Annotated in this window: 21 protein-coding genes; 15 read left to right on the top strand and 6 right to left on the bottom strand. The window is 65.9% G+C overall.

Going from position 1 to position 18,795, the window contains the following annotated elements; all coding sequences use genetic code 11:
* Positions 1-8: 8 nt before the first annotated feature.
* Positions 9-1,157 carry an alpha-hydroxy acid oxidase gene (locus DC366_RS03070; protein WP_108690668.1) on the bottom strand — a complete coding sequence of 383 codons (1,149 nt, stop codon included), beginning with the start codon at positions 1,155-1,157 and terminating at the stop codon, positions 9-11.
* A gap of 155 nt (positions 1,158-1,312) precedes the next feature.
* On the opposite strand from DC366_RS03070, the gene DC366_RS03065 reads away from it, so the two are divergent.
* The 5 genes from DC366_RS03065 (at position 1,313) to DC366_RS03045 (ending at position 4,246) form a co-directional block, all read left to right on the top strand.
* Positions 1,313-1,792 (top strand): EF-hand domain-containing protein, encoded by a 480-nt coding sequence (locus tag DC366_RS03065; RefSeq protein ID WP_165802832.1) that lies wholly within the window; start codon positions 1,313-1,315, stop codon positions 1,790-1,792.
* A 66-nt stretch (positions 1,793-1,858) separates the two neighbouring features.
* Positions 1,859-2,425 carry a sigma-70 family RNA polymerase sigma factor gene (locus tag DC366_RS03060; protein ID WP_243405015.1) on the top strand — a complete coding sequence of 189 codons (567 nt, stop codon included), beginning with the start codon at positions 1,859-1,861 and terminating at the stop codon, positions 2,423-2,425.
* Positions 2,418-2,819 carry a hypothetical protein gene (locus DC366_RS03055; RefSeq protein ID WP_133176162.1) on the top strand — a complete coding sequence of 134 codons (402 nt, stop codon included), beginning with the start codon at positions 2,418-2,420 and terminating at the stop codon, positions 2,817-2,819. The genes DC366_RS03060 and DC366_RS03055 overlap by 8 nt, the downstream gene beginning before the upstream one ends.
* A 4-nt stretch (positions 2,820-2,823) precedes the next feature.
* On the top strand, positions 2,824-3,282 hold the full coding sequence (locus DC366_RS03050; protein WP_165802831.1) for a periplasmic heavy metal sensor: 459 nt from the start codon (positions 2,824-2,826) through the stop codon (positions 3,280-3,282).
* Between the two features lie 58 nt (positions 3,283-3,340).
* Positions 3,341-4,246 carry a DMT family transporter gene (locus DC366_RS03045; RefSeq protein WP_243405014.1) on the top strand — a complete coding sequence of 302 codons (906 nt, stop codon included), beginning with the start codon at positions 3,341-3,343 and terminating at the stop codon, positions 4,244-4,246.
* Positions 4,247-4,252: 6 nt separating this feature from the next.
* On the opposite strand, the gene DC366_RS03040 is transcribed toward DC366_RS03045, so the two are convergent.
* Both DC366_RS03040 and DC366_RS03035 read right to left on the bottom strand, forming a co-directional pair.
* Positions 4,253-4,957 (bottom strand): dimethylsulfonioproprionate lyase family protein, encoded by a 705-nt coding sequence (locus DC366_RS03040; protein WP_108690849.1) that lies wholly within the window; start codon positions 4,955-4,957, stop codon positions 4,253-4,255.
* A gap of 162 nt (positions 4,958-5,119) precedes the next feature.
* The gene (locus DC366_RS03035) at positions 5,120-6,679 is read right to left on the bottom strand and encodes an ABC transporter substrate-binding protein (RefSeq protein WP_108690663.1); all 1,560 of its coding nucleotides are present in this window, start codon (positions 6,677-6,679) and stop codon (positions 5,120-5,122) included.
* Positions 6,680-7,018: 339 nt separating this feature from the next.
* Here DC366_RS03035 and betC point away from each other — a divergent pair, with 339 nt between their 5' ends.
* Entirely contained in the window at positions 7,019-8,533 is a 1,515-nt protein-coding gene (gene betC, locus DC366_RS03030) for a choline-sulfatase (protein WP_108690662.1), read from the top strand.
* Positions 8,534-8,613: 80 nt separating this feature from the next.
* On the top strand, positions 8,614-8,856 hold the full coding sequence (locus DC366_RS03025; protein WP_108690848.1) for an HP1242/YdcH family protein: 243 nt from the start codon (positions 8,614-8,616) through the stop codon (positions 8,854-8,856).
* On the opposite strand, the gene DC366_RS03020 is transcribed toward DC366_RS03025, so the two are convergent.
* Entirely contained in the window at positions 8,853-10,226 is a 1,374-nt protein-coding gene (locus tag DC366_RS03020) for a helix-turn-helix domain-containing protein (RefSeq protein WP_108690661.1), read from the bottom strand. The two genes, DC366_RS03025 and DC366_RS03020, sit on opposite strands and share 4 nt — an antisense overlap.
* 67 nt (positions 10,227-10,293) lie before the next feature.
* On the bottom strand, positions 10,294-11,511 hold the full coding sequence (locus DC366_RS03015) for a multidrug effflux MFS transporter (RefSeq protein WP_108690660.1): 1,218 nt from the start codon (positions 11,509-11,511) through the stop codon (positions 10,294-10,296).
* A gap of 175 nt (positions 11,512-11,686) precedes the next feature.
* On the opposite strand from DC366_RS03015, the gene DC366_RS03010 reads away from it, so the two are divergent.
* From DC366_RS03010 to DC366_RS02980, 8 genes are all read left to right on the top strand, one after another.
* Entirely contained in the window at positions 11,687-13,219 is a 1,533-nt protein-coding gene (locus DC366_RS03010; RefSeq protein ID WP_108690659.1) for an acyl-CoA carboxylase subunit beta, read from the top strand.
* 128 nt (positions 13,220-13,347) lie between these two features.
* The gene (locus tag DC366_RS03005) at positions 13,348-13,611 is read left to right on the top strand and encodes a DUF7218 family protein (RefSeq protein ID WP_108690658.1); all 264 of its coding nucleotides are present in this window, start codon (positions 13,348-13,350) and stop codon (positions 13,609-13,611) included.
* Positions 13,612-13,631: 20 nt separating this feature from the next.
* Entirely contained in the window at positions 13,632-13,985 is a 354-nt protein-coding gene (locus DC366_RS03000) for a DUF6497 family protein (protein WP_108690657.1), read from the top strand.
* 214 nt (positions 13,986-14,199) lie between these two features.
* Positions 14,200-14,346 carry a hypothetical protein gene (locus DC366_RS19800; protein WP_165802830.1) on the top strand — a complete coding sequence of 49 codons (147 nt, stop codon included), beginning with the start codon at positions 14,200-14,202 and terminating at the stop codon, positions 14,344-14,346.
* Between the two features lie 99 nt (positions 14,347-14,445).
* On the top strand, positions 14,446-14,805 hold the full coding sequence (locus tag DC366_RS02995) for a hypothetical protein (protein ID WP_108690656.1): 360 nt from the start codon (positions 14,446-14,448) through the stop codon (positions 14,803-14,805).
* A 388-nt stretch (positions 14,806-15,193) separates the two neighbouring features.
* Positions 15,194-15,415: a hypothetical protein gene (locus tag DC366_RS02990; protein ID WP_108690655.1), complete on the top strand. Its 222-nt coding sequence runs from the start codon at positions 15,194-15,196 to the stop codon at positions 15,413-15,415.
* 124 nt (positions 15,416-15,539) lie between these two features.
* Positions 15,540-17,540: an acetyl-CoA carboxylase biotin carboxylase subunit gene (locus tag DC366_RS02985; RefSeq protein ID WP_108690654.1), complete on the top strand. Its 2,001-nt coding sequence runs from the start codon at positions 15,540-15,542 to the stop codon at positions 17,538-17,540.
* 4 nt (positions 17,541-17,544) lie between these two features.
* Entirely contained in the window at positions 17,545-18,111 is a 567-nt protein-coding gene (locus tag DC366_RS02980; protein ID WP_108690653.1) for a hypothetical protein, read from the top strand.
* A gap of 13 nt (positions 18,112-18,124) precedes the next feature.
* Here the strand turns inward: DC366_RS02980 and DC366_RS02975 are convergent, their stop codons facing one another.
* On the bottom strand, positions 18,125-18,610 hold the full coding sequence (locus DC366_RS02975) for a DUF4174 domain-containing protein (RefSeq protein WP_108690652.1): 486 nt from the start codon (positions 18,608-18,610) through the stop codon (positions 18,125-18,127).
* Positions 18,611-18,795: the final 185 nt, after the last annotated feature.

Here is an 18,795-nt window from a genome sequence, read left to right as displayed (position 1 = left end):
GACATTTCCTACCCGGTAGGGGCCGCGCCATGCGGGCGCGAGGGAAGATCGCTCAGGCGGCGCGCGCCCAGCTGTCCCATGTTGGCGATCATGTCGGCGCGCAGGATATGCGCCAGATGCGCAGGGCCCCCGGCGCCGAGCGCGGCCAGCGCATAATGCCAAGGCCGCGCCATCATCACGAAATCCGCGCCAAGCGCGATGGCGCGCAGCACGTCCAGCCCGCCGGTCACGCCGCCATCGAAGATCAGCGGCAGGTCCGTTGCCGCCCTGACCTGCGGCAGCTGGCGGATGCTGGCCGGGGCCGCGTCAAACTGGCGCCCGCCATGGTTCGACACCCAGAGCGCATCGACGCCCTCGGCCTGCAGCATCTTCGCATCATCGGGGTTCAGCACGCCCTTGACCACCAGCGGGCCGTCCCAGTGATCGCGCAGCCAGCGCAGGTAGTCCCGGTCCGGCGAGGTGCGCAGCAGATAGCCCGCATGCGCCGTCGAGGGCAGGCCGGACGTGTCCCCGGCATAGCTGTCGATCAGCCGCATCCGCGGCAGGCCCATCCGCGCCATCCCCAGCGCCCAGGCGGGCCTGATCGCCACCTGCGCCATCAGCCGCGGCGTCAGGCGCGGCGGCTGCGTCAGGCCGGACCGCGCCAGCCGTTCGCGGCGCGAGGCGACGGGCACGTCGGCGGTCAGCACCAGCACGCTGAATCCGGCGGCGCGGGCGCGAGCCAGCATGTCAAGGCGGATCGCCTCGTCGCGCGGCGGATACATCTGGAACCATGCATGGTTGCCCGCCAGCGGCCCGATCTCTTCGGGCGTCTGGGCGGCGACGGTGGACAGGGTATAGGGCAGCCCCTCGGCGGCGGCGGCGCGGGCCAGATGACGCTCGGCATCCGGCCAGACGAGGCCGGACATGCCGACAGGCCCGATGCCGACCGGCATGGGCAGCGTCCGGCCCAGCAGAGTGCAGCTCAGATCCGGGGCGAACTCGCCGTGCAGGATCGAGGGCATCAGGGTGATGCCTTGCAGCGCGGCGGGACCGGCGAGGCGTGCGCGCTCGGCCCCGGTGCCGCTGTCCAGATATTCCCAGACGAAACGCGGCAGGCGGCGGCGCGCGCGCTCTTTCAGGTCCGCCACCGAGGGATATCGGGCATCAAGGTTCATCGCCAAGGATGTGCCGCGCGGGCGCGCCATTGTCCAGCGCGGGCAGGGCCGGGCGAGGGCAGAAAAAATAAATCCGCTTTTGCGCGACGGAGCGCGCGCGCTGCCGCGTATCACCCATGTCACACCGTAAACATGAGCAAGAAACAGGATACATCATGACTTCTTACACCAGGATCGCCCTTGTCGCCGCTTTCGCAATCACCGCCGCCGCGCCCGCGCTTCACGCGCAGCATATGAGCGGCAAGGGCGGCCACATGATGCGCATGGATCTGGACGGCGACGGCCAGATCACCCGCGCCGAGGCCGAGGGTGCGCATGAGGCGCATTTCAAGCAGATCGACACCGATGGCGACGGCGCGATTTCGCTGGAGGAGATGCAGGAGGCCGCGCGTGCCCGCGCCGCCGAGCGTGCCGCCGCCCGCTTTGAGAAGATGGACACCAATGGCGATGGCAAGCTGACAGCCGATGAGATGCCCGCGCCCAAGGCCAAGCGCATCGACAAGATGTTCGAGCGGTATGATGCGGACGGCGACGGCATCCTGTCGGCCGAAGAGCTTGCCAAGGCGATGGAAGATCGTCATTCCGGCAAGCGCGGCAAGGATGGCAAGCGTGGCAAGGACGCCAAGAAGGACTGAAGCGATTGAAGGCAGCCGGGCGCGGCGGATCGAGTTGCGCCCGGCATGGCCCGGCGGAGCGGCCTGATGGATGGATCGACCCAGACCGACGACGCGCTGATCGCCGCCTATGCGGGCGGCGATCTGTCCGCCGCGGCGCCCCTTGCGCAGCGGCACGCGCCGCGTGTTCTGTCGCTGGCGCTGCGCATGCTGGGCGATGCGGCCGAGGCCGAGGATGTCGCGCAGGATGCAATGCTGCGCCTGTGGCGCATCGCGCCCGAGTGGCAGCCCGGGCGCGCGCGCGCCTCGACATGGCTCTACCGCGTGGCGGCAAACCTGTGCACCGACCGGCTGCGCCGCCGGGCGCGGCTGGCGCCGCTCGATGCCGCCGCCGAGCCGGTGGATGCGCGCCCCAGCGCCCATGAGCGGATGCAAGAGGGGCAGCGGCAGGGCGCGCTGGAGGCCGCGCTGCTGGAGTTGCCCGAACGTCAGCGGCTGGCGGTGATCCTGCGCCATATCGAGGAACTGCCGAACCCCGATATCGCCGCCATGATGGGGATCAGCGTGGACGCGGTCGAAAGCCTGACCGCACGCGGGCGCGCCGGATTGGCCCGCGCGCTGGCGGATCGCAAGGAGGCATTGGGATATGAGTGACATGCGCCCCGAAGATGATGCAGTGGCCCGCGCGTTGCGCGCGCTGCGCCACGATGGCGCGGCGGAGCCAAGCGGCGCGCTGATGACCCGTATCGCGGGCGATGCGGCGGCGATGCGCGCGCTTGCGGCCGCGCGGGCGGCGCCCCCCGCGCCATCGGACCTGTTGATGGCGCGCGTTGCGCGCGATGCGGCGCGCAATCGCCCGCGGCGCTGGCGCGAGCGCGGCGCATGGGCCGGGCTGGCCGCGGCCGGGATCGCCGGGCTGACGCTGGGGCTGGCGGGGCCGGGATGGCTGTTGCCGGATGGCGCGGCGGGTGCGGTGCAGGCGGGCGGCGAAGTGCTGATCGCGGATCTCGCCCCGACCTATGATTTTCAATATCTGGACAGTGAGTGAGCCCATGCCGTTTTCCACGCTCCCCCGCCGCTGGCGCCTGATCTGCCTGGCCTCTCTTGCGCTGAACCTCGCGCTGGCGGGGCTGATCGCGGGCGCGGTGCTGACGCGGCTGCCACACATGGGCGGCATGGATCACCAGGCGGGCCATCACGCGCGCGGCGGGCCGCTGATTGCCGCACTGCCCGAAGATGTGCGCGCCCGGATCGAGGCGCAGCTTCCGCCCCGCGCCCATGGCCAGCGCCGCGCCCGGTTCGAAGCGTTGACGGCGGCCCTGCGCGCCGAGCCCTTCGACGCGGGCGAGGTGCGCGCCCTGCTGCGCGGCCAGCGCGACATGGGAACTCGCCGCGCCGAGGCGGCCGAGGCGGCCTTGCTGGACGCGCTGGCGGGCATGTCCGCGGCCGAGCGCGCGGCCTATGCCGATCGCCTTGGCGCGGGCCTGCGCGGGCGCCGCGGGCGGCACTGATCGCGATTTGCCAGATCGTGGCTCGACATTCGCGGCGCGATCGACTTTGAATGCCGCCATGGATACCGAATTGAACGCACGGCCCGGCTGGGGCATCTTCTGGATGATCATCACGGGCATTCTGTTCGTCGGGGTCACTGCGCTGGTCAAGACGATCGGCACGCGCATTCCGGCGGCGGAGGCCGCGTTCCTGCGCTATGCGCTGGGCCTTGCGCTGCTGGTTCCGGCGCTGCCGGTGATCCTGCGCACGCGGCTGACCGGGCGGCTCTGGACGGTGTTCGGCATTCGCGGCGCGGTGCATACCGTCGGCGTCGCGCTGTGGTTCTTCGCGATGGCGCGCATCCCGCTTGCGGATGTCACGGCGATGAATTTCCTCGCGCCGATCTATGTCACCATCGGCGCCGCGCTGTTTCTGGGCGAGCGTCTGGCGCTGCGCCGCCTGATCGCGGTTCTTCTGGCGCTGGGCGGCGCGGTGATCATCCTGCGCCCCGGCCTGCGCGAGGTCGGCCCCGGCCATATGGCGATGGTGCTGACGGCGATCTGTTTCGGCGCATCCTATCTTCTGGCCAAGCTGGCCTCGAACGAGGTGTCGCCGGTGGCGGTGGTGGCCATGCTGTCGGTGACGGTGACGATCGGGCTGGCGCCGCTGGCCGCGCTGGACTGGGTCACGCCGACGCTGCTGGAGCTGGCGACGCTATTCGGCGTCGCCGCATTGGCGACCGGGGGGCATTACACCATGACGCTGGCCTTCAAGGCCGCGCCGCTGGCGGTGACGCAGCCGATGACGTTCCTGCAACTGGTGTGGGCGGTGTTGCTGGGGGCGCTGGTCTTTGGCGAAGGGGTGGACCCCTTCGTGCTGCTCGGCGGGACGGTGATCGTGGGATCGGTCAGCTTCATCACCTGGCGCGAGGCGATGCTGAAGCGGCGCGCGATCACCCCGCTCAGCAACGCGACGAAGTTCTGACGCGTCTCACGCGCCCGGCCTTGCGCGTCGCGGCGCCGTCAGCTTCATCCCCGGCGCGCCCAGCCGCGCGGCCGGCCCGGTCCACGCATAGGCCAGAAGGCACGGATCGCGGTCGCCCGTGGTGATGCGGTGCTCATCGCCCGAGCGGTTGAAGATCAGCGATCCGGGCGCATAGACCGCCGCGTTGTTTTCGGACCACGCGCCGGCGATGGAGATATAGCTCTCCTCGATCTCGGTATGGCTGTGCTGCGGATAGGTGGTGTTCGGCGCAAACAGCACGAACCCAAGGATCAGCCGGTCCGACGGCACCGGACCGTGCGGGCCCAGCACCTCGCAATAGGCGTACTTGCGCGCCAGCGCCTTGGGCATCTGCGCGTACCCGTATTCCCATGTCAGATCGGCGCGCACCTCGCGCAGGGCGCGGGCCATGCCTTGCATTGCCGCCCGCTCGCCCAGATCCAGCGCGCGGGGCAGGTGGGCCGTCACCGGCTTGGCCTGCGGCGCGCGGAGGGTCAGCGCGGGATCGGCCGCGATCGTGGCCGAGAGCGCATCGCGCACCCGCTTGCGATGGCTGCGGATCGGCGCGCTGCCCCCGTCCGAGCCGTGGCGGTAAAGCGCATCGAATTCGCGCAGCAGATACAGCCAGTCAGGACTGTCTTTCAGCCGCGGTGGCGTCGCCGGGGGTAAAGAGGGCTCGCTGTCATGGGTCATCTGGTTCAAGCGTTCCTTGTCGGATGGGGGGCGCCCGAATACCAGACAAGGAGCGCGCGCCCCGCGCAAGCCACCCGGCACAAAAAAACTGCCGGAGCGCGTGCGCCCCGGCAGTTCTGGTCAGTCAATGCACGGCGCGCGGCCGGTGCCCGTGCGTGCCGGTCAGACGAACCACCAACGCTCGGCCCAACGCTCGCCGTCCATGTCCCAGTTGGATGCGGCCTTTTCGGGCATGCCGATCTTCTTTTTCGTGGCATAGACGTAGTTGGCGAACATCGGGATGACGATGGAGCCTTCGGTGCTGACGATTTCCTGCAGCTCGAAATACTGCTGCTTGCGCTTCTCCTGATCCAGCTCGGCGCGGGCCGTTTTCAGCAACTCGTCGAAATGCTCGTTGCACCAGAAGCCGTCATTCCATTCCGCCCCGCAGGTGAACGCGACGGAAAACGCCTGGTCCTGCACTGGGCGGCCGCCCCAATAGACTGCCGTGAACGGCTTTTTCATCCAGACGTCCGACCAGTACCCGTCATTGGGCTCGCGCGAGACCTTGATGTTGATATTCGCGGCCTTGGCCGAGTTCTGATAGAGCGTCGCGGCATCGACCGCGCCGGAAAAGGCGGCGTCGGAGGCCGACAGTTCGACATCGACCGAATCGAGGCCCGCTTCCTTGAGATAGAACTTGGCCTTGTCGGGATCGTAGGTCTTCTGCTCCATCTCGGTGTTGTAATAGAGTTGGTTCTGGCCGATCGGAATGTCATTCCCGACCGAGCCGTAGCCGAAGAGGATCTTCTCGACCAGCTCCTCGCGGTTGACGCCGTATTTCATCGCAAGACGCACGTTGTTGTCATTGAAGGGCGCCTGGCGCGAATCCATCGCGAAGGTGAAATGCTGCGTGCCCGCGATCGAGCTGATGACGAGGTCGGGATTGCGCGACAGAAGGCCGATGGTCTTGAGGTCCAGCTTGTCCACGGTGTCCACATCGCCCGAAACCAGCGCGGTGGTGCGCGCGTTCTGGTCGGTCAGCACCAGCATTTCGATGCTGTCGAACCACGCGACATCATCGCGCCAGTGGTTCTCGTTACGCTCGAACGATGTCGAGACGCCCGGCTTGAAAGACTGGACCTTGTAGCTGCCGCAGCCGGTGCCGGATTTCCAGTCGATGCCGTCATCGGTCTTGGGCAGGATCGCGAGGTGATAATCGCTCAGGATGAACGGGAAGTCGGCATCGCCGCCGTTCAGTTCGAACACGACGGTATCGTCCCCGTCGATCTTGATATCCTGAATTCCCGCAATCACCGGACCGGCCGCCGAGGTCGAGCCCTCGCCGCGGTGGAAGTTGATCGACGCGACCACGTCCTCCGGCGTCACTTCGCCGCCCGAATGATAGCTCACGCCCTTGCGGATCTTGAACCGCCACGTCTTGGCATCCTCGGACGCCTCCCAGCTTTCGGCGACTTCCGGCCCGATCGAGCCGTCGGCCAGCACCTCGGTCAGACGGCCATCCTTGGCGAAGGTGAACGCGATCATGTAGCCGTTCTCGAACGTGCCGGGGTTCAGCGTATCGGTGGTCTGGCCGTGGCCCTTGCCGACGCGCAGATGCCCGCCGCGCTTGGGCGTGGCCGCCCTGGCGCTGCCCAGGGGCAGCGAGGCCGCGAGCGCACCGGCAGCCGTGGTTTTCAGAAATCCGCGTCTGTCGAAGCGGCCATTGGTGATGAGCGACATGTATACGTTCCCTTTTATCGTTTCTCTCGTCGACGCATGCGTTGTATCTGCGCACGCTGCCAGATGGGCAGCTGCCCCTTTGCCGATGGGCCGGTTCCGATGAGCGGGCCCAGGGGCCAGCGGCGCAATCGGCGCCGTCGCGCACGGGCTGTCACGTCGTTGCGGGGCCGGGACGAAAAGCGTCCCATTGCCAAAGCCTATTATGAGCGCGCGTCAAGTTGCAACCGCTATATCCCGCGGGCGGGGCCGCCGCCGGAGCGGGCAAAGCTGCGCGATTGACCGGCGCGCCGTTTGTCCATAGCTCTGATCTGGCCACATCCCCCGCAATAGGAGCCCCGCATGCGCCGCCCGAACATCCTGATCTTGATGGTCGACCAGTTGAACGGCACGCTGTTTCCCGATGGCCCCGCCGAATGGCTGCACGCGCCGAACCTGAAGCGCCTTGCCGCGCGCTCGACCCGGTTTGCCAATTGCTACACCGCCAGCCCGCTCTGCGCGCCGGGGCGGGCCAGCTTCATGTCGGGCCTTCTGCCATCGCGCAGCCGGGTCTATGACAACGCCGCCGAATTCGCCGCCGATATCCCGACCTATGCGCACCATTTGCGCCGCGCGGGCTATCAGACAGCCCTCTCGGGCAAGATGCATTTCGTCGGCCCCGATCAGCTGCACGGGTTCGAGGAGCGTCTGACAACCGATATCTACCCCGCCGATTTCGGCTGGACGCCGGACTACCGCAAGCCCGGCGAGCGGATCGACTGGTGGTATCACAACATGGGATCCGTCACCGGCGCGGGCGTGGCCGAGATCACCAACCAGATGGAATATGACGACGAAGTCGCTTATGAGGCGACCCGAAGGGTCTATGATCTGGCGCGGGGCAAGGACGCGCGGCCATGGTGTCTGACGGTCAGCTTCACGCATCCGCATGATCCCTATGTGGCGCGGCGCAAATACTGGGATCTTTACGAGGATTGCGAACATCTGCTGCCGCATGTGCCGGCATTCGCCTATGAGGAACACGATCCGCATTCGCAGCGCATATTCGATGCCAATGACTGGCGCAGCTATGACATTACCGAGGATCACATATCCCGCGCCCGCCGCGCCTATTTTGCCAATATCAGCTATCTGGACGACAAGATCGGCGAGGTGATGGAGGCGCTCGATGGCACGCGCCAGACCGAGGATACGATCATCCTTTTTGTCTCCGATCACGGTGACATGCTGGGCGAGCGGGGGCTGTGGTTCAAGATGTCGTTCTACGAGGGCTCGGCCCGCGTGCCGATGATGATCGCCGCGCCCGGCATGGCGCCGGGACTGGTGACCGCGCCCGTCAGCAATATCGACGTCTGCCCGACGCTGTGCGATCTGGCCGGTGCGCCGATGGACGAGGTCGCGCCGTGGACCGCGGGCCAGAGCCTTGTGCCGCTGGGGCAGGGCGGCGCCCGCACCGCTCCCGTGGCGATGGAATACGCGGCCGAGGCGTCCTATGCCCCCCTGATCGCGCTGCGCGAGGGGCGCTGGAAATTTACCCGCTGCGCGCTGGATCCCGATCAGCTGTTCGATCTGGAGGCCGACCCGCACGAGCTGAGCAATCTGGCCGGCGATCCGGCCCATGCCGAAACGCTGAAACATTTCAGCGACATGGCCGCGGCCCGCTGGGATCTGGAAGCGTTCGACGCGGCCGTGCGCGAAAGCCAGGCGCGCCGCTGGGTGGTCTATGAGGCGCTGCGCGAGGGGGGCTATTACCCGTGGGATTACCAGCCGCTGAAACTGGCGTCCGAGCGGTACATGCGCAACCACATGGACCTGAACGAGGTCGAGGAAAATGCACGGTTCCCGCGCGGGGAATGACGGCGTTTGATCGGGGTCAATGCGCGCCGCGCGGCTGCGGGCCAAGGTGGGGGCAACAGGTTTTCATGAAAGGCAAGGATATGACCCACGTTCCGCATCAACTGGCCGCAGAATTTCCCGACAAGGCCGAGCAGATCAGCAAGATGGAGCAGACGAGCGCCCATTTCGCCCGACTGACCGAGCAATATGACGAGGTGAACCGCATCGTCCACAAGGCGGAAACCAATGTCGAGCCGATGGACGACATGGCCGAAAGCGAGATGCGCAAGAAACGCGCCGCGCTGAAGGACGAGATTTACCAGATGTTGACGAAAACCGCCTAACCCACCTCGTAGGGAAGCACGCCGCGCGCATCGGGCCGCACGCGCAGCCGCCGCTCCAACGGGGGGACGGACCGCTGGTGGCAGTCCGTCCGCTCGCAGATGCGGCAGGAAATGCCGATCGGCTCGTAGGCCGCCGGGCTGCTGAGGTCGAGTGTGTCGGCGTAGACAAGCGCGGCGGCGTGCTTGACCTCGCATCCCAGCGCGATGGCGAAACGGCGCACCGGCGCGCCGAAATGGCCGCCGGGTTTGGATACGTCGCGCGCAAGGTTGATATAACGCACGCCGTCCGGCGTTTCGGCCAGCTGGCGCAGGAAACGGCCCGGCGTCTCGAATGCGCGGTGCACGTTCCACAAGGGGCAGGCGCCGCCATAGCGGGCGAACTGCATCCGCGTGGCCGAGTGGCGCTTGGTAATCGTGCCGGCCTGATCGACGCGCACGAAGAAGAACGGGATGCCCTTGGCGCCGGGGCGCTGCAGGGTGGACAGGCGATGGCACACCTGCTCGATCGATGCGCCGAAACGGTGGGCGAGGATCTCCAGATCGTGCCGGCAGTCGCGCGCCGCCTGCAGGAACGCCGTGTAGGGCATCATCGCGGCGCCGGCATAGTAATTCGCCAGCCCGATCTTGGCGATGCTGCGCGCCTCCTCGGACTGGAACCGCGCAAGGTCCAGCGTCGCCTCCAGCAGCTTGTCCTGCGTCAGCAGCGCCAGTTGCAACAACATCTGGAAGCTGCGTGTTTCTGGCGCGGCGCGGGCACTGAGATAGAGGATGCCGCTGCTGCGATCCAGCCGCCGCAACGGGCCGTCATCGGTGTTGACCACCGTGATCCCGATCCGTCCCAGCGCCTCGACCGCGCCCGAGGCACCGCCAAACCGCTCGGCGGCGCGATCGACGGCGTCGAGGTAATTGTCGCAATAATGGAAGAAATCGCGCACCTCGGTCCACGGGCTTTGCTGCGTCTGCGCATCGTCGCGTCCCAGCGCCTCGTCCAGCGAGGCAAGGCGCTCGTGCGTCTGGCGATACGCGCCGTGCAGTTCCAGAAACGCGCGCGCGACGCTGGGCGCGCTGGAGGCGACCAGCCGCAGATCGGCCATGTCGGGCGGCGCGGCAAAGACCGGATCGGCCAGCGCCTCGCGCATGTCATGGGCCAGCCGGTCGGCGTCGTTCGTGCCCAGCTCGGTCACGTCAAAGCCGAACTCCTGCGCCAGCGCCAGCACGACGGTTGTGCTGACGGGGCGGTTGTTGTTCTCCATCTGGTTTAGATAGGGCAGGGACACGCCCAGCCTTGTGGCGAAATCCTTTTGCGTCAGGCCGATGCGCTGGCGCGTCTCGCGCAGCTTGGCCCCGGCATAGAGTTTGCGTGCGCGCATGGCGGCCCCGATTTGCAAGTTAGCTCGGCCCGGAGTGTAGGTTTGCAAAGCGTTCGGCGCAAGCGGCTCAGACGAGGCCCAGCCGCGCCTCGCGCCGCATGACCAGACGGATGGTGACGATGCCGGTGGCGGCCGTCACCAGCATGATCCACAGCAGCGGGAAGGCACCCGATTCCGGCGTCAGCCACGCGCCTGCCAGCGCCGACAGCACAGCGCCCCCGCCGATCATCAGCGCGCCCGACAGGCCGCTCGCCGTTCCCGCAAGATCCGGGCGCACCGAAAGCGCACCGGCGGTGGCGTTGGGGATGGTCATGCCGTTGCCGAGGCCCATCAGGATCATCAGGCCAAAGAAACTGGCCGCGCTGCCCAGCCCCGCGTAGAACAGCCCAAGGTTCAGCGCGATGCCCGCCGTCACGATCAGCGAGCCCCAGTAGACCATGCGGTTCACTCCGATGCGGACCGAAAAGCGGCCCGAGATGAAATTGCCCGCGAAATAGCCGACCGCAGGCGCGCCGAAATAGAACCCCACCTGCGTCGGCTCCAGCCCGAAAACGTGATCGCCGATATAGGGCGCGCCGCCGAGATAGGCAAAGAACGCGCCCGACGACAGCGCCGCCGCCATCGCATAGCCCCAAAAGCGCAATGAGCGGCAAAGCACCGGATATTCGCGAAATTGCTGCGTCAGGGTCAGGCCGGACTTGCCCGCCGTCTCGCCCAGATCGGCCCAGCCGATCCAGAAGATCAGCGCGCCCACGACCAGCAATGCCCAGAAATTCGCCTGCCAGCCAAAGGCCTGGTCCAGGATCCCGCCGAAGACCGGGCCGATCATCGGCACTACGGCCATGCCCATCGTGACATAGCCGATCATGCTGGCCGCCTGATTTTCCGGCACCATGTCCCGCACGATCGCGCGGCTCAGCACCATGGCCGACACGATCGCCGCCTGCATCATGCGAAACAGCAGGAACATGCCCACGCTCTGCGACAGCGCGCAGCCGATGGTCGCCAGCAGGAATGCCGCCAGCCCCCACAGGATCACCGGCCGGCGCCCCACCTTGTCCGAGATCGGGCCGATGAGGATCTGAAGCACCGCGTTGACCGCCAGATACAGCGCCACCGACAATTGCATCAGGCGGTAGGGCGCGTCGAAATACTCGGCCATGCCAGGCAGGGACGGCAGGAATATGTTCATCGCCAGCGCCGACACGCCCGCCATCAGGATCAGCGTTGCGATATGCGGCGGCGTGCTGCGATCCAGAAATTTTGCGCGGGTCCGGTTGGTCATGGTCCAAGGGCTAGGCCGGGGTTTGCGCAAAGTCCATCTGGCGCCGCAGTTATATTCAAGTTTGCATAACGGGTGCGCTGCCTATGCAAATCTTTGCAAATTTGCCGAAATTCGCTGTTGCAGCGTGGCGGATCGGGTATAGCCTGCCGAAAACCTCAATGGGGGAGGCCCGCCCGTGAAAGATATCCTGCAGGAACTCGAAGATCGCCGCGCCGAGGCGCGCATGGGCGGCGGCGAGCGCCGTGTTGCGGCCCAGCACGAAAAAGGCAAGCTGACCGCGCGCGAGCGGATCGAGCTTTTGCTCGACGAGGGCAGCTTTGAGGAATTCGACATGTTCGTCGCCCATCGCTGCACCGATTTCGGGATGCAGAAGGAGCGGCCCTATGGCGACGGTGTCGTCACCGGATGGGGCACGATCAACGGGCGGCTGGTGTACGTGTTCAGCCAGGATTTCACCGTCCTCGGCGGCTCGGTTTCGGAAACGCACGCGAAAAAGATCTGCAAGATCATGGATATGGCCGTGCAGAACGGCGCGCCCGTCATCGGCATCAACGATTCCGGCGGCGCGCGTATTCAGGAAGGCGTCGACAGCCTGGCGGGCTATGGCGAGGTCTTCCAGCGCAATATCACCGCGTCCGGCGTGGTGCCGCAGATCAGCGTCATCATGGGGCCATGCGCGGGCGGCGCGGTCTATTCCCCCGCGATGACCGATTTCATCTTCATGGTCAAAGACAGCAGCTATATGTTCGTGACCGGCCCCGACGTGGTGAAAACGGTCACGAACGAGCAGGTGACCGCCGAGGAGCTGGGCGGCGCGACCACGCACACGCGCAAATCCAGCGTCGCGGACGCGGCGTTCGAGAACGATGTCGAGGCGCTGGCCGAAGTGCGCCGTCTGGTCGATTTCCTGCCCTCCTCCAACCGCGAAAAGCCGCCCGTGCGCCCCTTCTTTGACGAGCCGGGGCGGATCGAGGAGAGCCTCGACACGCTGGTGCCGGACAATCCCAACATGCCGTATGACATGAAGGAATTGATCACGAAACTGGCCGACGAAGGCGATTTTTACGAGATTCAGGAAGAATTCGCCAAGAACATGATCACCGGTTTCATCCGGATCGAGGGGCAGACCGTGGGCGTCGTCGCCAACCAGCCGATGGTGCTGGCCGGATGCCTGGATATCGACAGCAGCCGCAAGGCGGCGCGCTTTGTGCGGTTCTGCGATTGCTTCGAGATCCCGCTTCTGACGCTGGTGGATGTGCCCGGCTTCCTGCCCGGTGTGACGCAGGAATATAACGGCGTGATCAAACATGGCGCCAAGCTGCTGTTTGCCTACGGCGAGGCGACGGTGCCGAAGGTCACGGTGATCACCCGCAAGGCCTATGGCGGGGCGTATGTGGTGATGGCGTCGAAACATCTGAGCGCCGATTTCAACTATGCCTGGCCCACCTCGGAGATTGCGGTGATGGGCGCCAAGGGCGCTACCGAGATCATTCACCGCGCCGATCGCGGCAATGCCGAGAAGCTGGCCGCGCACGCCAAGGATTACGAGGACCGCTTTGCCAGTCCTTTCGTAGCCGCCGAGCGCGGGTTCGTGGACGAGGTGATCATGCCCCACTCCACCCGCAAGCGCGTGGCGCGCGCCTTTGCGTCGCTGCGAGGCAAGAAGGCGCAGATGCCGTGGAAAAAGCACGACAATATCCCGCTGTGACGCCGTGTGATGCGTCCGCGCGGGCAGGAGCCGTAACATGACATCTTGCGCCCCCTTCGACGCCCGTCCCGCGCTTGCGGGAACCGCCCATGCGGCGGCGGCGTTGGCGTGCCAAAAGGAGGTGCACCATGGCCAAGACGAACGATCCCAGCATCAAGGATGCCGATACTTACGAGGCGCTGCGCGATCAGGGCGCGTCCAAGGAAAAAGCGGCCCGCATCGCCAACGCGAAGGCGAACAAGGACATGCATCCCTCGAAAAAGGGCGGCAAGGCTTCCCCCTACGAGAAGTGGACGAAGGAAGAGCTCTACGAGCGCGCGCAGGAGATCGGAATCGACGGGCGCTCGGACATGAGCAAGGATCAGCTTATCAAGGCGCTGCGCGAACACTGATCGCGGCACTTGGATGCGCCTTGATCGGCGCATCGCCCGCCTTTGCGTCTGCGCAGGTGCTTCCCTCGGGGCTGCAGGCAGATCTGTTCGAGACGATCACCGAGGACGAGGGCGGCGCGCCCGTCATCCGTCTGCGATATCTTGCCGAGGATCTTGATCCGGGGCGCATGACGCCGCAGACCGCCTTGGAGGACATGAAGTTTCTTTGCGAGAACAACGCCTTGGCGGGTATGCCCTCCGCTCGCGAAGGGACAACCATCATCGTTTCGCTGGCCGATCGTGCCACGCCGTTCGGCGTGATCGACAGCAGCGTGGTGCAGGTGTTCGAGGTCTTCACGCTCAACGGCGGGGCCTGTATGTGGGAGGCATTCTGATGCATACACAATATCTTGCGCGCCTATGCTCACGCTCACGGGCTTGTGAGGCTTTGCAGCCACAATGGCCGGTCATTCGTCGATCGGCATATCGCTTTTCGCAAAACTGCTTTATTCTGCCCGGTGATTGCACCCAAGCAATCCATACCTCGAAGTATGGGTGGGGGACGGGCGTGTGCCCAATTCCGCCCTCAAAAAGTGACAGGAGAATTCAATGTCGAATGCTATCAAGGGTCTTATGGCTCTCGGCCTGCTCGTTGCCGTTTCGGCGTGCCAGCAGGCGCCCCAGGATGATTACGTTGTTGTCGAGCCGATCACGACCGAGCCCGTCTCGACCGGCAAGTACGGCGGCAAGTACTAATCCGCCCCGCCGGATTGTGAAAACGGGGCAGGCCTTTCGGCCTGCTTCGGTTCCCCGTTCGGGGCAGATGCTCCAGCGCCCCGTATTGGAGGGCGCCGCATGATCAAGCATCGCGGATTTCCCGGCAGATTGCCGAGCACCGATTTCCAATTCACCATTCGCCGCGCCAATCCGAAGGGGGCCACCCCCCTGATCCGGCGCGAGCGCTATGCCGACCGGCGCCCGCCTGACCGGCGCGCCGATATCGGATTTGTCGCGGCCTTGTGGAAAAATTTCGGCGACCAGCCGTTCGAGCGCGGCAATCTGGATGCGGGGCGGCTGTCCTGGCTTCTGGGCCGCGAGGTGCTGCCCGTCTCCGATCCGTTCGATCCGACCGATTACGAGGCACTGCTGGTCCTCGACGTGGACGCCGCGCGGCGCGCGTTTCCCGCCGCCTTCGACGGCAGCGAAGATATATGAGCGGCGCAGCGCAGCCCCGAATGCGCGAATCCCGCGCAAGCATGAATTTGCCAACACCGCGCCGATCTGCGCGGAATGCAGCCGATAATTGTATTCTATCCACAAGCCGCTTGGCGGGGCGTGCGATGAATGACACCTTCCTGCGTGTAGTGGCGGGCCTTCCCCAAGGGTCCGGGACACCTCGTCCACACCGTTACCCTTCCCCTGATGGGCGGCGTTGCGTTGCCAAGCGCGCGTCGCCCCTTTTTTCATTCATGGCAGATGGTTGCGCCAATCGGCGGGACATCGCGCATCGCTGCGCGCCGGGCCTTCGCGCCTTTGACGCGGAGGCGAATTTGCCGTCTTATCGCAGAGCGATTTCCGCTCACGATAAAAGAGGCAGTTCACCATGCGCAAAGCATTCAAGAAACAACCCAGAGCTGTATACGCCATCCTCGTTCTGTCGGCACTTGCGGCCTGCGGTGACACGCTGGGCAAGCAGGCCCTCATCGGAGGGGGCGCCGGTCTGGGCACTGCGGCTGTTCTGGACGGCAACCTTGCGGCCGGTGCGCTGGTCGGCGCGGCGGGCAACGTCGCTTATTGCCAGTCCTTCCCCGAGCGCTGCAAGTAACAGCCGCCGCCAGGGCGCGCACATCATTCATTCTGGGACCATCCGCGCCGGTCGGTGCGGGTGGTCCTTGTCGTTTTCGGCCCCGGTGCTGCGGCGCCGGGCACGCACTTAAAAGGGGCTGCCCATGTTCAAGAAGATCCTGATCGCCAACCGCGGCGAGATTGCCTGCCGCGTCATCAAGACCGCGCGCGCCATGGGCATTCAGACCGTTGCCATCTATTCCGACGCGGACCGCAACGCGCTGCATGTGCGCATGGCGGACGAGGCGGTGCATATCGGCCCGCCGCCTGCCAGCGAGTCCTATATCGTCATCGACAAGGTGATGGAGGCCATCCGCCAGACCGGCGCCGAGGCGGTGCATCCCGGCTATGGCTTCCTGTCCGAGAACGCCAAATTCGCCGAGGCGCTGGAGGCCGCGGGCGTCGCCTTCATCGGCCCGCCCAAGGGCGCGATCGAGGCGATGGGCGACAAGATCACGTCGAAAAAGCTGGCGCAGGAGGCGGGCGTGTCCACCGTGCCCGGCTATATGGGCCTGATCGAGGATGCCGAGGACGCGGTCAAGATCTCGAACGAGGTCGGCTATCCGGTGATGATCAAGGCCAGCGCCGGCGGCGGCGGCAAGGGCATGCGCATCGCCTGGAACGATGACGAGGCGCGCGAGGGTTTCCAAAGCTCCAAGAACGAGGCGGCCAGCAGTTTCGGCGATGACCGGATCTTCATCGAGAAATTCGTGACGCAGCCGCGTCATATCGAAATTCAGGTGCTGTGCGACAGTCACGGCAACGGGATTTATCTGGGCGAGCGGGAATGTTCGATCCAGCGCCGCAACCAGAAGGTCATCGAGGAGGCGCCCAGCCCGTTCCTTGACGAAGAAACGCGCAAGGCGATGGGCGAGCAGGCCGTCGCACTGGCGCAGGCCGTGGATTACACCAGCGCAGGCACGGTGGAATTCATCGTCGATGGCGACCGGAATTTCTATTTCCTTGAGATGAACACCCGCCTTCAGGTCGAACATCCGGTGACCGAGCTGATCACCGGCGTCGATCTGGTGGAGCAGATGATCCGCGTGGCCAATGGCGAGACGCTGAGCATGACGCAAGAGGACGTCAAGCTGAACGGCTGGGCGATGGAATGTCGGCTGTATGCCGAGGATCCGTATCGCAATTTCCTGCCTTCCATCGGGCGACTGACTCGCTACCGCCCGCCCGAGGAGGTCAGCGTCGAGGGCGCCATCGTGCGCAACGATACCGGCGTCTACGAGGGCGGCGAGATCAGCATGTATTATGACCCCATGATCGCCAAGCTCTGCACATGGGCGCCGGACCGCGGCGCTGCGATCGAGGGGATGCGCGTTGCGCTCGACAGTTTTGAGGTCGAGGGGATCGGGCACAACCTGCCGTTCCTGTCGGCGGTGATGGATCATCCCAAGTTCGTGTCGGGCGACATCACCACCGCCTTCATCGCCGAGGAATATCCCGAAGGTTTCGAGGGGGCCAAGCTGGACGAGGCGTCGCTGCGCCGCATCGCGGCGTCCTGCGCGGCGATGCACCGGGTGGCCGAAATCCGGCGGACGCGCATTTCTGGTCGCATGGACAACCACGAGCGCAAGATCGGCGACGATTGGAACGTGGCGCTCGAAGGGCGCAGCTATGACGTCACCATCGCCGCGCGGCGCGGCGGGGCGACCGTGACATTCGCCGATGGCGGCAGTGTCGAGGTTGTGTCGGACTGGACGCCGGGCGATCATCTGGCGCGGCTGGATGTGGACGGAACGCTGCTGGTTCTGAAGGTCGGCAAGGTGTCGGGCGGCTTTCGCATCCGCAGCCGCGGCGCGGATCTGAAAGTGCATGTGCGCACGCCGCGTCAGGCCGAGCTGGCCCAACGGATGCCCGAAAAGCAGCCGCCCGATACATCGAAGATGCTGCTTTGCCCGATGCCCGGCCTGATCGTGAAGATCAATGTCGAGGTCGGTGACGAGGTGCAGGAGGGCCAGGCGCTCTGCACGGTCGAGGCGATGAAGATGGAGAATATCCTGCGCGCCGAGAGGCGCGCGGTCGTCAGCGCCGTCAATGCCGGGCCGGGCGACAGTCTGGCCGTGGACGAAGTGATCATGGAATTCGAGTGATCTCATGAGCCGCGCGCGTCGCATCCCCGCGGGCGCCCGCCCGCCTGTCAAGCGCGCCCGGCTGCGCCCCGCGGGGCTGTGCGCGGGCGCTTTGTGCCTGGCCGCGCTGGCGCTGGCCGGGTGCAAGCGGACGGACGAGGCGACGCTGCGCGCGCAACTGGCCGACTGGGTGCCGCTGGGCGAGACGGTGTCGTTCACCGCGACGCGCGACTGCGCCGCCGGGGTGTTCCAGCTGGTCGGCCCGCGCCTCGCCTCGCGGCTCCGCAGCGCCGGATCGGTGCGCGAGGCGGTGATGATCCTGAAGTCGCGCAGTCAGGTGGCCATCGATTCGCGCCGCCTGTCGCCCGATGCGGCCCTGCTGGAGCTGGTCGAGGTCGCGCGCGCGCCCGGAATGCGGATGCGCATGGCCGGGCTGGAGGGGCGCGCCTGCATGGACCGCGCCGCCGAGGCGGCCTTTGGCGCGGCGCTGGTCAATCCGCGCGCGGTGGTGATCATGGACGTGGAGCGAGGAATTCTGGCGCTGCTGGATGCGGACGATGCGCTGCTGGTCGCGGCGATGGGCGCGCAATGAGCTGCGCCGCGCCCTATGACGGACCGGTCGTCTTGTCGGCGCCGGGCGCGGCCCGCCGCTCCCTGATCTCTTGCTGGCGCATCGGCAGCTTGTCGATGGTGCGGCTGATCTCGCGCACGTCCCATGGCAGCGGCTTGCGCAGGTATATCGTGCCGTCCTTGACCATCAGCACCAGCATGAAGCCGCGCGGATGCAGCCGCTGGCGCAACGGGCCGCGCGCGTCGGGGTCCGTATCGGTCAGAACCACGACATCGCGCTGCGCCAGCTCGTCCGCGCGCTTGGTCAGCAATTCCATCTGCTGCACGAAGCGCGGATCATCCGGGCTGTCGGCGAACACGATGAGGGGCCGGTTTTTCCATAGAAATTGTTTCAATTCCACATCGGTCCCGTCGATGAAGATCGATGGGCCGGGCACTGTGGCAATGGTGTCCGCCGCCTCCTGCGCGGTCAGAGGAAGGGCGAAAAGGCCAGCAAAAACAGCGGTAAGGATAGGTTTCATATGCGCTCCTGTCGAACAGGATATAGGCATATTCCGCCAGATTGCGATTCAAAAGATCGTCTTTGAGCCGCCGCTGCGTTTGCGGACGCGACGGGCGATATTGCCGGCGCGGTTAATCGCATCGTCAACACTGTGCTTTACGCATGACGCTGAACCCCGACATGGCAGCTCAGGCCAGATCGGCA

The organism is Pelagivirga sediminicola, assembly GCF_003072125.1.
GTDB classification, from domain to species: domain Bacteria; phylum Pseudomonadota; class Alphaproteobacteria; order Rhodobacterales; family Rhodobacteraceae; genus Roseovarius; species Roseovarius sediminicola.
This window is presented reverse-complemented; position numbering and strand designations above follow the sequence as displayed.

Bases quoted from the DNA above. Each gene is read 5' to 3' on its own strand.
- DC366_RS03070 (WP_108690668.1), bottom strand. From the start codon at position 1,157: ATGAACCTTGATGCCCGATATCCCTCGGTGGCGGACCTGAAAGAGCGC.
- DC366_RS03065 (WP_165802832.1), top strand. From the start codon at position 1,313: ATGACTTCTTACACCAGGATCGCCCTTGTCGCCGCTTTCGCAATCACC.
- DC366_RS03060 (WP_243405015.1), top strand. From the start codon at position 1,859: ATGGATGGATCGACCCAGACCGACGACGCGCTGATCGCCGCCTATGCG.
- DC366_RS03055 (WP_133176162.1), top strand. From the start codon at position 2,418: ATGAGTGACATGCGCCCCGAAGATGATGCAGTGGCCCGCGCGTTGCGC.
- DC366_RS03050 (WP_165802831.1), top strand. From the start codon at position 2,824: ATGCCGTTTTCCACGCTCCCCCGCCGCTGGCGCCTGATCTGCCTGGCC.
- DC366_RS03045 (WP_243405014.1), top strand. From the start codon at position 3,341: ATGGATACCGAATTGAACGCACGGCCCGGCTGGGGCATCTTCTGGATG.
- DC366_RS03040 (WP_108690849.1), bottom strand. From the start codon at position 4,957: ATGACCCATGACAGCGAGCCCTCTTTACCCCCGGCGACGCCACCGCGG.
- DC366_RS03035 (WP_108690663.1), bottom strand. From the start codon at position 6,679: ATGTCGCTCATCACCAATGGCCGCTTCGACAGACGCGGATTTCTGAAA.
- betC (WP_108690662.1), top strand. From the start codon at position 7,019: ATGCGCCGCCCGAACATCCTGATCTTGATGGTCGACCAGTTGAACGGC.
- DC366_RS03025 (WP_108690848.1), top strand. From the start codon at position 8,614: ATGACCCACGTTCCGCATCAACTGGCCGCAGAATTTCCCGACAAGGCC.
- DC366_RS03020 (WP_108690661.1), bottom strand. From the start codon at position 10,226: ATGCGCGCACGCAAACTCTATGCCGGGGCCAAGCTGCGCGAGACGCGC.
- DC366_RS03015 (WP_108690660.1), bottom strand. From the start codon at position 11,511: ATGACCAACCGGACCCGCGCAAAATTTCTGGATCGCAGCACGCCGCCG.
- DC366_RS03005 (WP_108690658.1), top strand. From the start codon at position 13,348: ATGGCCAAGACGAACGATCCCAGCATCAAGGATGCCGATACTTACGAG.
- DC366_RS19800 (WP_165802830.1), top strand. From the start codon at position 14,200: ATGTCGAATGCTATCAAGGGTCTTATGGCTCTCGGCCTGCTCGTTGCC.
- DC366_RS02995 (WP_108690656.1), top strand. From the start codon at position 14,446: ATGATCAAGCATCGCGGATTTCCCGGCAGATTGCCGAGCACCGATTTC.
- DC366_RS02990 (WP_108690655.1), top strand. From the start codon at position 15,194: ATGCGCAAAGCATTCAAGAAACAACCCAGAGCTGTATACGCCATCCTC.
- DC366_RS02985 (WP_108690654.1), top strand. From the start codon at position 15,540: ATGTTCAAGAAGATCCTGATCGCCAACCGCGGCGAGATTGCCTGCCGC.
- DC366_RS02980 (WP_108690653.1), top strand. From the start codon at position 17,545: ATGAGCCGCGCGCGTCGCATCCCCGCGGGCGCCCGCCCGCCTGTCAAG.
- DC366_RS02975 (WP_108690652.1), bottom strand. From the start codon at position 18,610: ATGAAACCTATCCTTACCGCTGTTTTTGCTGGCCTTTTCGCCCTTCCT.